This window comes from Kocuria sp. WRN011, from assembly GCF_002295155.1.
GTDB lineage: Bacteria > Actinomycetota > Actinomycetes > Actinomycetales > Micrococcaceae > Kocuria > Kocuria carniphila.
Genome location: NZ_NSGI01000001.1, coordinates 384,754 through 399,890, shown reverse-complemented (window position 1 = coordinate 399,890; position 15,137 = coordinate 384,754). Strand labels below are relative to the sequence as shown.

The window sequence follows — 15,137 nt, the reverse complement described above, 5'->3', positions numbered from 1 at the left end:
CCATGCCGTTCACGTGATTCATCCGGCCCGTTGACCCGTCCCACACCGCATGTGGGGGCCATGCTTCGCTCCGGCACCCGATCGTCATCGCAACTTGTCACCGTCAGATACGCCCATGACTTAACGCTCAGACACCGATGCGCAAGTGATCAGCATGCTCCCCTAGGATTGTGGCCATGGGCAGAGCGATACTCATTATCGGAGCAGGCGCCCTCGCCGTGGGTGTGATCATTTATTCACTCATCGAATGCGCCCAAACAGAGAAGTACAAGGTCAGGTCCATCCCCAAGGGTGCGTGGATCCTGTTGATCCTGTTGCTGCCCATCATTGGCGCGGTCCTGTGGTTATTCTTCGGCCGCCCCAAAAAAGCGGACCCGACCACTCAACCGCAGCGCGGTCGCGGCCCCGACGATGACCCGCAGTTCCTGCGGAACTTGGAAGAGCGGCGTCGTCAACAAGAGCACGAGCGCAGGCTCCAGGAATGGGAGAACGAGCTCAAACGCACGGGACGTCCCCCGGGAGAGAAACCCCAGCCGCTGGACCCGGACGATCCCCGTCTGAGCGAAGAAGTCCTGAAAGACACCGACGGCGCCCCCGAGCCTGACGCCCCGGGCCAGAAAAACCCCGGCACCGACTCCCCCAAGGACGGCGGCAGCACCGCTGCCGGCACTGGCACTGACGATCCGCAAGATCCGGACAACGGTCCGGAACCGGACGCCGCACCCGGCCCCCGCGCCTAGCCCCCTGCAGAGGCACGCAAACCCGCGGTGGCCCAGAACTCATAAGGAAGCCCCGTACCTCTCGAGAGGTACGGGGCTTCCTTCGATCTGTGGTTAGCTATGCCCGATTTTCGCCACGGAATCGGTAATAGGGAACCCTAAATCACGCGCTTACAGACCCGAGTACGAGTGCAAACCCGGGAAGTACACGTTGACCACGGTGAAGTTGAAGACCACGCAGAGGTAGCCGACGATCGACAGCCACGCGGAACGGTTGCCGTTCCAGCCGCGGGTTACGCGGGCGTGCATGTAAGCGGCGTAGACGGTCCAGATCACGAAGGTCCAGACCTCCTTGGTGTCCCAGCCCCAGAAGCGGCCCCAGGCCTGGTCGGCCCAGATGGCACCGGCGGCCAGGGTGAAAGTCCAGAACACGAAGCCCACGGAATTGAGGCGGAACGCGAAGTTCTCCAGGGTGGTCGAATTGGGTACAACGCGCAGGAAGCCCAGCTTGGTCTCCTCGCCCGCGGCCAGGTTCTTCTCCCGGCGGGACTGCAGCAACTGCAGCACGGCCATGGCGAACGTGATGGTGAACAGGCCGGAGGCCGCCACGGCGATGGAGACGTGGATGATCAGCCAGTAGGACTGCAGCGCCGGGGGCAGCGGCGACACCGGGGTGGGGAACGCGATGGTGGCCGCGCACAGCATGAGCAGCACCAAGCCGGTGACCATGGGACCCACGAAACGCAGATCCTTGAAGATCAGCGTGATCAGGTAGACACCGGCCACCACGAGTGCACCCGTGGAGCAGAACTCGTACATGTTGGCCCAGGGCACACGGTCCGCGGCAATGCCACGAGCGACCACGGCAAAGGTGTGCAGCAGGAACGCGATGGCCATGACCACCACGGCGGCACGGGCGGCAGGGCGGCTGATGGAGTCCTTGTAATTGAGGGCCTCGAACTCGTCGGCACCCTTGGAGCGCGCGTCCGCAGTGGTGCGGAATTCGCCGGCCACGGGACCGCGACCAGAGGTGCCGTGGCCAGCGGCACTGTTGCGAGCGCCGTCGTCACCCGCGGTGGAGCCTGAGGAGGTCGCCGAGGCGCTCACGGAACCGCCGCGCGAACCGGCGCCCACGAGCTCCCGGGAGTCCTCGCGACTGCCCGCGCCGTGACGCTCGGCCTCACGCTGAGCCTTGCCGATGGCCTTGGAGTGCGAGGCCATGTCCCACACGAAGGCCACGAACGCGACCAAGTAGGTGAAGGCCGCCAGGAGCATGAACCACTCGCTCCAGACACCTAACGTTTCGTTGATATTGCTACCCATAAATCACTCACGCCTTATCTGACGAGTTGAGGGGGAAGTCGCGCACACCGCGGTCTTCCCACAGCGAGGTCCACAAACTTGTCAGCTTTTCCGCTTCCGCGCCCAGGCGGTGATCCTCACCGCGAGCCAACAGTCCGTATTCCAGAACAGTACACTGCACGCCATTGTGGTCCTGGCCCACATACGCGCGCACCCACGCCCTGCGACGGGCGATGAACAGGGACATGATCAGTCCCACGAAAGCGGCCACGAACGAGATGAACGCGGGGATGCGTCCGGGGTCGTTGTGGATGTCCAATCCCACATACCGCTTGACGTCCACGAACTCAATGGTGCCCTTGCCGTCCGGCAATTCCGCCGAGCGGTTGGCGCCGTCCAAGGTGATGGCGCCGTTGTCGGACATCATCGAATTCATCTCGGTCAGCGAATCCACGTCCAGCACGTAGACGTTCTGGGATTCACCGTTGTCCAGGCCCAAGTCACCGAAGTACGAAGACATGATCAGCACCGGATTGCTCAGTCCCGGGTCCACGGAGCGGGGCATCGAGCCCTCGTCCATGACCGCGGTGGGCAGCAACAGGCCCACGAAGCCGAGCTGGTCCGGGGCGGCGTCGGGCACCTTGAGCACGAGCGAGGACGTGTAGACGGAGTCGGTGGGGATGGTCACCACGGGGCCCTCGTAGGCCAGATTTCCTTGGCCGTCCGTCACTCGGATCACCGGTGCGTAGCCGTTGCCCACAAGGTACAGCTTGGTGCCGCCCACGTTGAGGGGCTCGTTGACCTTGAGCTTCTCGCTCTTCTCCTCCGCGCCGGGTTCTTCGGTCACGGTCACGTCCGCCTCGAAGTCCGTGGGGGCTCCGTACTGCGCGGGGTCCGTGGTGTCGCGGTGGAAATCGGCCTGGAAATTGTCCAAGCGCACGGAGAACGGGTTGAGCCAGTCCGCGCTGAAGTTGGTACCCGGGGTGAACGAGTCGTAGGCGACCAGCGTGTTCACAAAGGATTCGTCCTCGATGATGATCTTCTGACCCTTGTAACCGAACAGCGAACCAATGGCCACGGAGATCAGCACACCCAGCAGCGCCACGTGGAAGAGGATGTTGCCCACTTCCTTCCACATGCCGCGCTCGGCACCCACGGACGGCGTCTCGCCGTCCAGATCGCGGGCCTCTACGCGGTAGCCGCGCTTCTTGAGCGCCTTGGTCGCCTCCTGGATCGCTTCCGACGGCGACGGCGCTTCGGCGCCGTCACGTCCGCCCAACAGTACGCGGCGGTACTGGGGCAGGCGAGTGAGCCGCTTGGGGGTGCGCGGCGGCTTGGAGCGCCACGCCTTGTAGTGCTGGGCCGCACGCGGGAGCACGCAGCCAACCAGGGAAATGAACAGCAGCAGGTAGATCGCGGAGAACCAGTAGGACGAAAAGACGTCGAACAACTGGAACCGGTCCAACCACGGGCCAGAGGTTGGGTTGGCCTCGATGTAACTGTTGACCGCGTCCGGGTCCTGGATGCGCTGCGGGAACATCGATCCGGGCACCGCGGCAATGGCCAGCAAGAGCAGCAGCACGAGTGCCGTGGACATCTTGGTCAGCTGGGTCCACGCCCACCGGAGCATCCCCAGGGGGCCGAGTGCGGGCACCGCTACGGAATCGTTGCGGTTGCCCTTCTGGTCGCGTTGATCGCGCACCTGCGTCATATCGGCATCACCCAATCGGTTACGAACTCGGCCTGAATCCAGGAGACCAGCGCGGACCATACGCCCGTGGCCATGGCCAGACCGATCAGCACGAGAACAGCACCGCCCACGCGTTGCAGCGTGAGGCGGTGACGGCGGAAGAATTTCATGGCACCCATACCCCGGCGCAGGGCCAGGGCAATGAGAACGAACGGGATGCCCAGTCCCAGGCAGTAGGCGGTCGTGAGAATCACAGCCTTACCCGTGGAGGCGCCGTCCACGTAAACCAGCGCTTGCACCGCAGCGAAGGTCGGCCCGATGCACGGTGCCCACCCCAGGCCGAAGGTCATGCCGAGCAAGGGTGCGCCCCATAATCCGGGCGGTGGTTTCCGCTCGATCTTGCGATCCCGCTGGAACCACGAGAAACCGCCCATGAACACGACACCCATGAGGATCACCAGGATGCCCAGCACCACCATGATCCACTGCTGCCCCAGGAACCAGGCGAACGCACCCAGTTGGGCCAGCACCACGGACATCACCACGAATACCGCGGAGAAGCCGAGCACGAACAACAGCACGCCCATGAACACGCGGCCGCGCTTCTGGTCCTGCAGGTCCACACCGGTCAGGCCGGTCACGTATCCCAGGTACCCGGGGACCAACGGCAGCACGCACGGTGACGCGAAAGAGACGAGTCCCGCGAGCAGCGCCACGGGTAGCGCGGCAATCAGTGAACCGTCGAGGATGACCTCGGCGAAGGGATTGCCGCTCATACCGTCTCGGCCACCGTGTCCTTGATGAGGGCGTTCAGAGTGGAGTGGTCGGCTTTGCCCAGCACGCGAGCCGCCACACGGCCTTCGGAGTCGAGCACCAGGGTGGTGGGAACGGCCTGCGGCGGAACGTAATCGCTCAACGCCAGCAACACTTCACCGTTGAGGTCCGAGGCGGAGGGGTAAGGAATCTCGAAGGTTCGCTCGAAGGCTTCGGAGGTGGCCTGCTGATCGCGCAGGTTCACGCCCATGAATGTGGCGTCACCCTCGTAGTCCTTTGCGAGGCTCACCAGATCGGGAGCCTCCGCGCGGCACGGCGCGCAGCCCGCGTACCAGAAGTTCAGGACGGTGGTTTCGCCGCGCAAATCCTCAGCGGAAACGGTGGAACCGTCGAACATCTTGGCCTCGAACTCGACCGGTTCGCCGCGCTCACCGGGTGCGTATTCACTCACGGAACCGTCGCCGGCCACATAGCCCTTGTTGCCGCCTTCGCTGGCCTGCTGTGCCAGATTGTCCGATTCGGAGCCGCCGCACGCGGTCAGTACCAGCGCGGCGCACACGGACAACGACGCCGCCGCGACGCGGGTGCGCGAGCGGCGGGGACGAGCAGTTTGAGAGGAACGGACTCGGGCCAATTTCACGGGCATGTCACCTGACGGTACGGGGTGGATTCGGGAGCAATTATGAGCCGGGAAGCTGGTTGACGCCTGTGTAGTAGCGCGCCGCGGGCTCCCGGTAACTGACCCGCGGAACGGCCGGTTCGTTCACGTCGTCGAAGGTCAGGGACGTGATGGACGCCAGGTTGCACTGGCGACGTCGGGGATCGTGGGGCAGCGGGCGGCCCTCGACCGACAAGCGTGTCAGCCAGATGGGCAACTGATGCGATACGGCAATGGCCTGAGCGCCGTCGCCGCCGATCTCGACCGCGCGGCGGGCGAGATCGCGCGTGGCCTCCGCCATGCGGGCGACCTGCCCCCGATACGGCTCACCCCACGAGGGGCGTAGCGGATTGAGCATGAACGGCCAGTGCCTGGGATTCGACAACACCTTCTCGTCCACGTGCAATCCCTGGAAGTGATTGCGGGGTTCGATGATGCGCTCCTCGGTGACCACGTCCAACCCCAGCTCGCGCGCTACGGGTTCTGCGGTTTCGCGGGCTCTGGTGAGCGGCGACGAGGCCAGCAGGACGTAGCGGTCACCCTGATTCACCCGCTCCCTGAAATCGGCGGCGGCCGCTTCCGCCATGCGCGCGCCGAGCTCGGACAGGTGGTAATCCGGCATGCGTCCGTAGACGATGGCGTCAGGGTTGTGAACCTGGCCATGGCGCAGCAAATGAACGGTCGCAGAAGGCATGGTTACAGTCTCTCAAAAGCCCGGCTCCCGCCCAATTCAGGGGGCTCCTAGGGAACTACCGGAGCCGCACAGTTTCATTGCCGCTGGCCCGGCTCTCCGCCCCCGCTCCCCCGCACTTCATCGACCGAATCGGCTCGGCCTGGGCTGGCCCTTCAACCCAGCATGTTGCGCAGTCGCTGCTCGTCGATGCGCAGCTGATCCCACGGAGCGCCGTCCACGAACACGACCGGGATGTAATTCGCGTAGTCACGCAGCAGCGCCGAATCGGTGGTGATGTCCACTTCCGTGAACTCACTCCCCGTGTCTCGGCACGCCGCGGTAACCACCGCGCGGGCATCCTCGCACAAGTGGCAACCGTCCTTGGTGAGCAATGTCACCCGGTGAGCCGGTGGTTGGTTTGCCCAGTTTCCGGCGGACAACAACGGTTTCTTGACATTCTGCGGCGGGCTCATGAGCCCATGCTACGGGTACGGAAAAGGCCCCGTTCCGTGTGGAACGAGGCCTACCGCGAAGTCGCTTACTTCTTGTTGCGACGCTGGTGACGAGTCTTACGAAGCAGCTTGCGGTGCTTCTTCTTGGACATACGCTTGCGGCGCTTCTTAATGACTGAACCCATAGGATCCCTCGCATTGTTGTAGACGTTGGCTGTTTGTACGGGTCGCGCGTGAACACGACCCCGCCGCCGGTCAAACCAGGCGGCAAAATCCGATGAACGGCAAACTATTGATCCACCTTACCGCCTGTGGGGCTAATCCCTGAAAATGAGGGGTCAGGCGCTGGCCTGTCTACGACCCTTCAAGCCAACCGGGGCACGCTCCGCCGACGCCGCCGCATCACCGTGGTCCTCAGCCTCACCGTTGCGGCCGCGATCGGGATCAACTCCGGCCTCCTGGTACTGATAGGTGATGTGTTCCACGGTCAGACGAGAGGCCATCTGGAAGTCGCCGGCTTCCAGGGCACTACAGATCGCTCGGTGTTCGGCGCGGATCCTGCTGGAGGTGGTGGTCCATAACGGCACATGACCCACGAGAGCCATGGTGTATTCGTACACGGAATCGCGCAGTGCCGTGAACAACGCCGCGATGGCCGTATTGCCGGAGGACTTCACCAGTGCAATATGAAAGCTTACGTATAAATTGTGGAACCGCTTCAATCCCAGATCGTCGCGGTCCATTTCCGCCATGATGGCGTGCAGTTCCGCGAGCGGAACGTGCTTTTCCGAGGCATTCTCCAGGGCCCAGGATTCCAATTCCGTACGGGCCTGAACAATATCCCGCAACGGATACTCAGAAGTAGCCATGTGCAGCTGCAAGGCGGGGCCTGCGGAGGCGGCCGGTTCACGGACCAGGATGGGCAGGATGGACCGGTGCGGTCCGTCGAACAGTTTGATGATTCCCTGGGACTCAAGCACCTTCAGGGTCTCCCGCATGGAGTTACGCGAGACCCTGAAGATTGCAGCGAGGTCTTTGTCAGTGGGCAATTGCTGACCCAGCACAAGGTTGCCGTCAAACAGCTCGTTCTCGAGCCATTGCAGAACCTCACGATGAGTTGCCATGGTCACCAGCCTAAAAATCGTCAGTCGAGCACGTGCCAACCTCAGCAGATGCTTCGACTCACGAGCTTACTGCGTACGACTGGGAAATCAGATCAGACCCTGGGCTGACATTGCCCGTGCCACCTTGATGAATCCAGCAATATTCGCACCGGCCACATAATTGCCGGGCATGCCGTATTCATCCGCGGTTTCAGCACAGCGGTGGTGAATACCGCGCATGATTTCTTGCAAACGCTGCTGGGTGTAGTCGAAAGTCCACGAGTCGCGGGAAGCATTCTGCTGCATTTCCAGTGCGGACGTGGCCACGCCGCCTGCGTTCGCCGCCTTACCGGGGGCGAACAGAACATCCGCGTCCCGGAAGATTCGGACCGCTTCCGCGGTGGTGGGCATGTTGGCGCCCTCGGCCACGACCTCCACGCCGTTAGCGAGAAGCTTCTTGGCCTGGCGGCCGTTGAGCTCGTTCTGGGTCGCACACGGCAGAGCGACAGAACCCGGTACGTCCCACACGGAGCCGTCCGAGATGAAGCGTGCGCGGCCGCCCTTGCGCTCGGCGTACTGGCTGATGCGAGCGCGTTCCACTTCCTTGACCTGCTTGAGCAGGTCAAGGTCAATACCGTCGGGATCGACTACGTAACCGCTCGAGTCGGAGGCGGTCAACACCTTGGCTCCCAGTGACTGTGCGCGCTCGATCGCGTAAATCGCCACGTTGCCCGAACCGGACACGAGCATTTCGCGCCCGTCCATGTCCTGGCCGCGGGTCTTGAGCATTTCCTCGGCGAACATCACGGTGCCGTAGCCGGTGGCCTCGGTGCGCACGAGCGAACCGCCCCAGGCCAGGCCCTTACCGGTGAGCACACCGGATTCGTAGCGGTTGGTGATCCGCTTGTACTGACCGAACAGGTAACCGATCTCGCGGCCACCCACGCCGATGTCGCCGGCGGGCACATCCGTGTATTCACCGATGTGGCGGTAGAGCTCAGTCATGAAGGACTGGCAGAAACGCATGATCTCCGCGTCCGAGCGACCGGAAGGGTCGAAGTCCGAGCCGCCCTTACCGCCACCGATGGGCATGCCAGTCAGGGAGTTCTTGAAGATCTGCTCGAAACCCAGGAACTTGACGATGCCCAGGTAGACCGAGGGATGGAAACGCAGGCCACCCTTGTAGGGGCCGAGCGCGGAATTGAACTCCACACGGAAACCGCGGTTGATGTGCACGCGGCCGTTGTCGTCGGTCCAGGGCACACGGAAAATGATCTGGCGCTCGGGCTCGCAGATGCGCTCCAGAATGGCCGACTCGAGCAGCTCGGGGTGGCGTGCCACCACGGGGCCCAACGACTCGAAAACTTCGTCCACTGCCTGATGGAACTCGGACTCGCCGGGGTTGCGAGCAATGACTGCCTGCCGAACCGGAATCAAATTCTCGTGCATGGGTCTCCTGCCGTCTCTCGGTTGTAGGTGCTCACCGCTCGATCAGCGTCGCGAGCTGCGCCCGCGCCGCCGGAACCCGGTCAGAGTGGACAGCAGACCACTTTGGCGTCGGTGTGCGCCTCCGCTGCGAGCAGGGGGAATCCCGAACTCGGGTTTCGTGGAGTTCGGATCAGCGAACTCGTCAGAATCCGCGCTGGACTCAGCGGAAGTAACGTCGGTGTTAGCCCCCACACTAGTGCCTGTGACCTCGACCTCTGTGTCCAAGGCAACAGCATCCGGCAGGGTCGAAATGTTTGACACCTCGGAGTCCTCCAGGAGTTCTTGCAGATTTTCGTGACCGATTTCGGATTCTTCGTCCGAAATCACATCAAATGCGGGTGGTTCTGCAATCCCGGGTTCGGATTCCATTGGCTCGGAGATTTCGGTGACCTCGGCTTCCACTCGATCCTGCTCATGCTCCTCCACGGCCTGGGCAGAGGTGAACCACGGAAGGTTCCGAGGCTCCTCCGCGTGCAAGGGCGCGGTGACCGGTTCGTCGTTCTCGGTGATCTCCGGGGCATCCTCCGCAATGTCCCGATCGACCTCAACCACCTCGGACGCTTCCTCGACCGGTGGCGTCTCCGCCGCCTCCGCCGCTTCCGTCGTTGACGATTCCGCGGTTTCCACCGCGTCGGCCCTCCCAGGCGCGTCTTCGGCTTCGACTTCGGCGGTCGTCGCAGACTCGACGGCCGCGGTCAGCAGTTCCTCGATCCACGCCGATACGTCTCTCAGGGGTTGCGACTCCACGCTGTAGAAGCGCTTCTGGCCCTCAGCCCGTGTTGCCACCAGACCCGTGTCGCGCAGCACCTTGAGGTGTTTGGACACCGTGGGTTGGGAGACCTCCAACTCTTCGACCAACTCTCCGACCGGACGTGAGCCGTTGCGCAGGGCGGACAGGATCCGTCGACGGGTGGGGTCTGAGAGAGCTGAATATGAATCATTGGCCATAGGAATCACCCTAAACGTGAATCCTGATCAGGCCCCAATCAGGCTCAGTCGTACCAGGGGTCCAAGCCCCATTGGGGGAAGACTTCCTTGCGGGTGGCCATGATGGACCGGTCGGTCTCGTCATTGGGGTCGAAGCCGATCTCCCACGACCGCCACCAAAGGTCCACGTTGTCACCCATCATTTCGGGTGCGTGCCCGCCGTACTTGTCATTCATGTAGGTCCGCCACTCCTGCGGAACGGGTGTCGTGACCGCCACGGGGTGACCGCTGGCGATTCCTACGAGGTGCGCCCACGAACGCGGAACGGCGTCGTGGCAGTCGTAACCGCCACCGCCGGTCGCGATCCAGCGACCTTCACAGACCTCGTCCGCAAGTTCGGAGACGGCCAACGCGATCTGACGCTGCCCGTCGATGCTGACCCGCAAGTGGGTCAGTTCGTCCTGGAAATGGGAGTCGCAGCCGTGCTGGGACACGATCACTTCGGGACGGAACTCGCGTACGAGAGGCGGCACCACGGCGTCGTAGGCGCGCAACCACTGGGAATCGTCCGCTCGCGTGGGCATGGCCACGTTGACCGAGGTGCCGGCGCACTGACCCTCGCCGATCTCGTTGGCGAAGCCCGTTCCCGGAAACAGGGACAGGCCGGTCTCGTGGAGCGAGATGGTCATCACGCGCGGGTCGTCGAAGAAAATGGATTGCGTGCCGTCACCGTGGTGGCCGTCCACGTCGATGTAAACCACGCGCTGCACACCGTTGTCCAGGAGGTGCTGAATGGCCACGGCACAATCGTTGTACACACAGAAACCGCTGGCCTTATCTCGGGCCGCGTGGTGCATGCCGCCGCCGAAGTTGACGGCGTGCACGGCCTTACCGTCCAGAATGTCCACGGCGCCTTGGTAGGAGCCGCCCACCAGACGGGCGCTGGATTCGTGGATGCCCTCGTACCCGGGAGTGTCCTCGGTACCCAAACCGCACTCGGGGATTTCGATGCTGGGGTCCTCCGACACCGCGTGCACCGATTTCACGTACTCCGCACTGTGAGCCAGCTGCAACACTTGGTCGTCAGGAACCTCCGGGACCTCCACGCGGACGTTTTCCGCGGTGTCAAGGCCCAGCTGCTGTACGAGCCGAATGGTCGCGTCCAGCCGGGACGGGCGCATGGGGTGGTAATCCCCAAAGTTGTACTTGAGCAACTGGGGATCCCAATAAACACTGGTGGGGTACACGGCGCCTTTACCGTTTGTTGCAGGGCTCACACTCCCATTAGATCATTGACCACGCCCCGCCGGGCCGCGTATTGCACTGTGACGGAGAAATTAGGGCAATAATGTCCTGACTGCCACCGCGTGCAGCCACTATGGATTCGTCAGTTGTGTCGTTGGAGGAGGTGCGGTGAGCGAGCTGGAAGAAGCCGATCCGGTCCCCGACCACCCGGAGCACCCCGCAGTCACCAGGGATCCGTTCGTCACGCGCGTGGCACGCGGCGTGCGCGATTTCGTGGACGGTATCGCCAACTCCTCCCCGGCACGTCTGGCCGTCATCGTGTTCGTCATCGTGGACCTGGCCTTTGCCGCTCTGCTCTGGTTACCCATGTCCGCGGCACCCGGGAAACAAACAAGCGTGGCCGACGCCGTGTTCACCGCGACCTCTGCCGTGACCGTGACCGGGTTGACCACGGTGTCCACGGCCGACCAGTGGTCCCTGTTCGGTCAGGTGATCATCCTCGTGGCCATTCAGATCGGCGGTTTGGGAACCCTCACCATGACCTCGCTCCTGGCGCTGGCGATCGGCCGGAAACTGGGCCTGAAGTCCAAATTGATCACCCAGGAGGCCCTCAACATCGGTCGCCTGGGTGAGGTGGGTTCGCTGCTGCGGATCATCGTGGTGACCTCCATTTCCATTGAGGCCGCATTGACCGTGGTGCTGACACTGGGCTTCCTGGTGTCCGGGGAACCGATTCATACCGCCCTGTGGCACGGGGTCTTCTACGGGATCTCGAGCTTCAACAACGCGGGGTTCACCCCCCACAGTGACGGCCTGGTGCCCTACGATCACACCGGGCTGGATTCCTGGCTGATCCTGTTCCCCATCTGCATCGGCGTGTTCATCGGTTCGCTGGGTTTTCCCGTGATCCTGGTGCTGCGAGAGGCGGGGTTCCGCTTCACCCGCTGGAACCTCAACGCCAAGTTGACGCTGTTGACCACGGGTGTCCTGCTGGTGATCGGGTGGCTGCTGTTTTCAAGCTTCGAGTGGGACAACCAGGCCACGATCGGCGAGAAACCGGTCAGTGAACGTATTTTCCACGGCTTCTTCGCCTCCGTCATGATGCGCTCGGGCGGTTTCAACCTGGTGGACATGACCGATACGTCCCCGGTCACCCTGCTGCTCACGGACGCCCTGATGTTCGTGGGCGGCGGTTCGGCATCGACCGCCGGTGGCATCAAGGTCACTACCCTGGCCGTGGTCTTCCTGGCGATCCTGGCCGAGGCCCGCGGCGACAAGTCCGTGATCGCGTTCTTCCGCACCATCCCGGATTCGGTGCTGCGCATCTCCATTTCCGTGATCATGATGGGAGCCACGGTGGTGCTCACGGGCTCCGCAATTCTGGTCGGCCTCACCGGCCGTCCCCTGGACCATGTGCTGTTCGAGGTCATCTCCGCGTACGCCACGTGCGGTCTCAGCGTGGGAGTTTCCGCGGACGCCACAGACGCGGGAAAATACGTTCTGGCGATCATCATGCTCATCGGCCGTATCGGCACCAACACGGTGGCCACGGCACTCGCGTTGCGATCACGGCGTAGGTTGTATTCCTACCCGGAAGAAAGGCCCATCATTGGCTAAGAACTCCTCCCATTCCGCGCCGGTCCTGGTGATCGGTCTGGGCCGTTTCGGGTCCGCCACCGCCATGCAGCTGGTCCGTCAGGGCAACGAGGTTCTGGGAGTCGAGCGCGACGCCGCTCTGGTCCAGAAGATGTCCGGTCAGCTCACCCACGTGGTCGAAGCCGAAGCCACCGACATCGACGCTCTCCGTCAGGTTGGAGCCACCGACTTCACCGCTGCGGTCGTGGGCGTCGGTACCTCGATCGAGTCCTCCGTTCTGATCACGGCCAACCTGGTGGACCTGGGGATTGACCGGATTTGGGCCAAGGCCATCTCCCCCGCCCATGGCAAGATCCTGGCGCGCATCGGTGCCCACCACGTGATCTTCCCCGAGGCGGACGCCGGCCGCCGGACCGCGCACCTGGTATCCGGGCGGTTGTTGGACTACATCGAATTCGACGATGATTTCGCAATCGTCAAGATGTACCCGCCCCGCGAGACCCAGGGCTTCACACTGGGTGAATCCGACGTGCGCTCCAAGTACGGCGTGACCGTGGTGGGCGTGAAGTCACCGGGCGAGGATTTCACCTACGCCCGCCCGGAAACCATGGTGACCTCACGAGACCTGTTGATCGTCTCCGGGCACGTGGACCTCATCGAACGTTTCGCCGCGCGTCCCTAGCACGGGTCTAGGTCGGCCAGCCACGATAAATCTAAGCTGGAACTCCGGCGCCGGATCCGACGCCGCTCGATGGGCAAGGGACTGATCACCATGGGTGAATACCGCAACATTCGAGACGCCAGTCTGTGGGTGGAGGACCGAGGAGAAGGCGATCCCGTCCTCCTCCTCCACGGCGGCATGAGCGACGTCGACGAATTCGAACCGACACTTTTCGGTCTCGCGGACACGTTTCGTGTGGTCGGCTACGACCGCCGGGGATTCGGGCGCACCGCCGATACAGGGGATTTCACCCTCACCGAGATGGCCGCCGACGCTGCCGCGGTCATTGAGTCGCTTGGGGGTGGCCCGGCGCACGTGATCGGCTACAGCGCGGGCGGGATGGTGGCCACGAGCCTGGCCCTTGAGCACCCCGATCTGGTGCGGTCCTTGACCGTGATCAGTTCCGCGCTCGGTGCGGAGGACTGGATCATCCGACCTCAACCACCCTCCGGAGACTCTCCGGATGCCGGTTACCCCGCCGTGATCGTGGACCGTTACGCCCAACTCTCGCCCGACGGGCCGGAGCACTTCCCGGTCCTCGTGCGCAAGGTCTCCGATCTTGCGGCCCGGGACGTCGCGCCCGCGGACGCGCTGGCCACGTACCCGGGGCGGGTGCTGATCATGAGCGCCGACGACGATCTGGTCACCTTGGAAAGCCAGCTCACCCTCTACAGGTCCCTCCGGAATGGCGAACTCGCCGTGGTCCCGGGAACGTCCCACATGCTGATGTTCGAGAAGCCCCAGGTGGTCACGGACATCATTCGCAATTTCCTGGCGGGTGCGGAGCCGGTCACGTACTTCCCGATCCATCGTGCCCGGTCCGCGGACTGATAAGAATCAGTCGCCGCAGTATTCCTGTTCCATCTCGTCCCCGCGCTCGGACGAAGCCGTGACACCTGCGGCGATGACGTCGCGGAGACCCTGGTCGTCAAAGGTGTTGATGGCCTTCTCCGTGGTACCGCCGGGGCTGGTGACGGCCTTACGCAGGGCGGCGGGATCGGCGTCGTCGGGGCTGAGCAGGACACCCGCGCCCGCGACGGTTTCCTTGGCCAGGACGCGCGCGACGTCACTGGGGAGCCCGAGCTTCTCGCCCGCCTGCTGCATGGCCTCAGCCAGGTAGAAGACGTAGGCCGGGCCGGAACCGGATACACCGGTGACCGCGCGGACCAGGTGCTCCTCAACCTCGACCACAGTGGCCACCGAGGACAGCACCTCCCTGACGGCTTCCAACTGTTCCTTGGTGGTGTGAGTTCCGGGGGTCACGGAGATGACGCCGCGGCCAACACTCGAGGGCGTGTTGGGCATGGTGCGCACCACCGGCTGGCCTTCGGGGAGTGCCTTTTCTAGGGCTTCGAGGGTGATGCCCGCGGCCACGGAAGCGACCACGGTCTTGGGCTCCAGCGCCGGCGCGATCTCACGAGCGAGATCCAGAATGGCGTAGGGCTTCACACCCAGCAGCACCACGTCCGCACCCTTGACTGCTTCGAGGTTGGCCTTCTCGTTCTCCTCGCCGGAGAGCACGGTGACGCCGGTGTCCTCGCGCAGCTTCTCCGCAGACGAAGCGGACTTGGTGGTCGCGCGGACGCGCCCGGCGGGCGTGCCGCCGGCGAGGACGCCGCGCAGGATAGATCCGTTCATGGATCCCGAACCGAGGAAAGACAGGACGAGCTCGCTCATGCGAAAGCTCCTTTCGATAGCGAATCTGGGCTTCTCTCGACCGTATCGCGCCCGCAGAAGCAATGAAAACGCTCGACCCTCGCGTGGCGGGCCCCCGGCGGAAAAGAACTGC

The 15,137-nt window shown here is 63.6% G+C and carries 16 protein-coding genes; 4 read left to right on the top strand and 12 right to left on the bottom strand.

All coding sequences use genetic code 11. From position 1 onward, the window contains the following. Positions 1-176: 176 nt before the first annotated feature. On the top strand, positions 177-740 hold the full coding sequence (locus CKW39_RS01875) for a PLDc N-terminal domain-containing protein (RefSeq protein ID WP_095796472.1): 564 nt from the start codon (positions 177-179) through the stop codon (positions 738-740). 150 nt (positions 741-890) lie between these two features. Here CKW39_RS01875 and ccsB read toward each other — a convergent pair whose 3' ends face one another. The 11 genes from ccsB to CKW39_RS01820 form a co-directional block, all read right to left on the bottom strand. Beyond that, complete coding sequence (gene ccsB, locus CKW39_RS01870) at positions 891-2,042, bottom strand: c-type cytochrome biogenesis protein CcsB (protein ID WP_173674263.1); 1,152 nt, start codon at positions 2,040-2,042, stop codon at positions 891-893. A 7-nt stretch (positions 2,043-2,049) separates the two neighbouring features. After that, on the bottom strand, positions 2,050-3,732 hold the full coding sequence (locus CKW39_RS01865; RefSeq protein WP_095796471.1) for a cytochrome c biogenesis protein ResB: 1,683 nt from the start codon (positions 3,730-3,732) through the stop codon (positions 2,050-2,052). Beyond that, complete coding sequence (locus tag CKW39_RS01860) at positions 3,729-4,487, bottom strand: cytochrome c biogenesis CcdA family protein (protein ID WP_095796470.1); 759 nt, start codon at positions 4,485-4,487, stop codon at positions 3,729-3,731. The genes CKW39_RS01865 and CKW39_RS01860 overlap by 4 nt, the downstream gene beginning before the upstream one ends. After that, entirely contained in the window at positions 4,484-5,131 is a 648-nt protein-coding gene (locus CKW39_RS01855; RefSeq protein WP_095796469.1) for a TlpA disulfide reductase family protein, read from the bottom strand. The genes CKW39_RS01860 and CKW39_RS01855 overlap by 4 nt, the downstream gene beginning before the upstream one ends. 34 nt (positions 5,132-5,165) lie before the next feature. Next, a complete protein-coding gene (locus tag CKW39_RS01850; protein ID WP_095796468.1) occupies positions 5,166-5,837 on the bottom strand; it encodes a histidine phosphatase family protein in 672 nt (223 codons plus the stop codon). Between the two features lie 152 nt (positions 5,838-5,989). After that, positions 5,990-6,289: a glutaredoxin family protein gene (locus tag CKW39_RS01845; RefSeq protein WP_095796467.1), complete on the bottom strand. Its 300-nt coding sequence runs from the start codon at positions 6,287-6,289 to the stop codon at positions 5,990-5,992. A gap of 65 nt (positions 6,290-6,354) precedes the next feature. Further along, a complete protein-coding gene (locus tag CKW39_RS01840; protein WP_005504750.1) occupies positions 6,355-6,453 on the bottom strand; it encodes a 30S ribosomal protein bS22 in 99 nt (32 codons plus the stop codon). 153 nt (positions 6,454-6,606) lie between these two features. Then, positions 6,607-7,392 carry a FadR/GntR family transcriptional regulator gene (locus CKW39_RS01835; protein ID WP_095796648.1) on the bottom strand — a complete coding sequence of 262 codons (786 nt, stop codon included), beginning with the start codon at positions 7,390-7,392 and terminating at the stop codon, positions 6,607-6,609. Between the two features lie 87 nt (positions 7,393-7,479). Beyond that, positions 7,480-8,820, bottom strand: a complete 1,341-nt coding sequence (gene gdhA, locus CKW39_RS01830; RefSeq protein WP_095796466.1) for an NADP-specific glutamate dehydrogenase — start codon at positions 8,818-8,820, stop codon at positions 7,480-7,482. 42 nt (positions 8,821-8,862) lie between these two features. Beyond that, positions 8,863-9,807 (bottom strand): helix-turn-helix transcriptional regulator, encoded by a 945-nt coding sequence (locus CKW39_RS01825; protein ID WP_095796465.1) that lies wholly within the window; start codon positions 9,805-9,807, stop codon positions 8,863-8,865. A 44-nt stretch (positions 9,808-9,851) separates the two neighbouring features. Beyond that, the gene (locus CKW39_RS01820) at positions 9,852-11,063 is read right to left on the bottom strand and encodes an acetoin utilization protein AcuC (RefSeq protein ID WP_238663011.1); all 1,212 of its coding nucleotides are present in this window, start codon (positions 11,061-11,063) and stop codon (positions 9,852-9,854) included. Between the two features lie 136 nt (positions 11,064-11,199). Between CKW39_RS01820 and CKW39_RS01815 the strand changes: the two genes are divergently transcribed. The 3 genes from CKW39_RS01815 to CKW39_RS01805 all read left to right on the top strand — a co-directional run bounded on the left by CKW39_RS01815 (position 11,200) and on the right by CKW39_RS01805 (position 14,179). Next, positions 11,200-12,648, top strand: coding sequence for a TrkH family potassium uptake protein (locus CKW39_RS01815; protein WP_095796464.1), 1,449 nt, complete (start codon positions 11,200-11,202; stop codon positions 12,646-12,648). Next, positions 12,641-13,309, top strand: a complete 669-nt coding sequence (locus CKW39_RS01810) for a TrkA family potassium uptake protein (protein ID WP_095796463.1) — start codon at positions 12,641-12,643, stop codon at positions 13,307-13,309. The genes CKW39_RS01815 and CKW39_RS01810 overlap by 8 nt, the downstream gene beginning before the upstream one ends. Positions 13,310-13,399: 90 nt before the next feature. After that, a complete protein-coding gene (locus CKW39_RS01805; RefSeq protein WP_158222898.1) occupies positions 13,400-14,179 on the top strand; it encodes an alpha/beta fold hydrolase in 780 nt (259 codons plus the stop codon). Positions 14,180-14,185: 6 nt separating this feature from the next. Here CKW39_RS01805 and proC read toward each other — a convergent pair whose 3' ends face one another. Continuing rightward, positions 14,186-15,025 carry a pyrroline-5-carboxylate reductase gene (gene proC, locus CKW39_RS01800; RefSeq protein ID WP_095796461.1) on the bottom strand — a complete coding sequence of 280 codons (840 nt, stop codon included), beginning with the start codon at positions 15,023-15,025 and terminating at the stop codon, positions 14,186-14,188. Between the last annotated feature and the right edge of the window lie 112 nt (positions 15,026-15,137).

Bases quoted from the DNA above. Each gene is read 5' to 3' on its own strand.
- CKW39_RS01875 (WP_095796472.1), top strand. From the start codon at position 177: ATGGGCAGAGCGATACTCATTATCGGAGCAGGCGCCCTCGCCGTGGGT.
- ccsB (WP_173674263.1), bottom strand. From the start codon at position 2,042: ATGGGTAGCAATATCAACGAAACGTTAGGTGTCTGGAGCGAGTGGTTC.
- CKW39_RS01865 (WP_095796471.1), bottom strand. From the start codon at position 3,732: ATGACGCAGGTGCGCGATCAACGCGACCAGAAGGGCAACCGCAACGAT.
- CKW39_RS01860 (WP_095796470.1), bottom strand. From the start codon at position 4,487: ATGAGCGGCAATCCCTTCGCCGAGGTCATCCTCGACGGTTCACTGATT.
- CKW39_RS01855 (WP_095796469.1), bottom strand. From the start codon at position 5,131: ATGCCCGTGAAATTGGCCCGAGTCCGTTCCTCTCAAACTGCTCGTCCC.
- CKW39_RS01850 (WP_095796468.1), bottom strand. From the start codon at position 5,837: ATGCCTTCTGCGACCGTTCATTTGCTGCGCCATGGCCAGGTTCACAAC.
- CKW39_RS01845 (WP_095796467.1), bottom strand. From the start codon at position 6,289: ATGAGCCCGCCGCAGAATGTCAAGAAACCGTTGTTGTCCGCCGGAAAC.
- CKW39_RS01840 (WP_005504750.1), bottom strand. From the start codon at position 6,453: ATGGGTTCAGTCATTAAGAAGCGCCGCAAGCGTATGTCCAAGAAGAAG.
- CKW39_RS01835 (WP_095796648.1), bottom strand. From the start codon at position 7,392: ATGGCAACTCATCGTGAGGTTCTGCAATGGCTCGAGAACGAGCTGTTT.
- gdhA (WP_095796466.1), bottom strand. From the start codon at position 8,820: ATGCACGAGAATTTGATTCCGGTTCGGCAGGCAGTCATTGCTCGCAAC.
- CKW39_RS01825 (WP_095796465.1), bottom strand. From the start codon at position 9,807: ATGGCCAATGATTCATATTCAGCTCTCTCAGACCCCACCCGTCGACGG.
- CKW39_RS01805 (WP_158222898.1), top strand. From the start codon at position 13,400: ATGGGTGAATACCGCAACATTCGAGACGCCAGTCTGTGGGTGGAGGAC.
- proC (WP_095796461.1), bottom strand. From the start codon at position 15,025: ATGAGCGAGCTCGTCCTGTCTTTCCTCGGTTCGGGATCCATGAACGGA.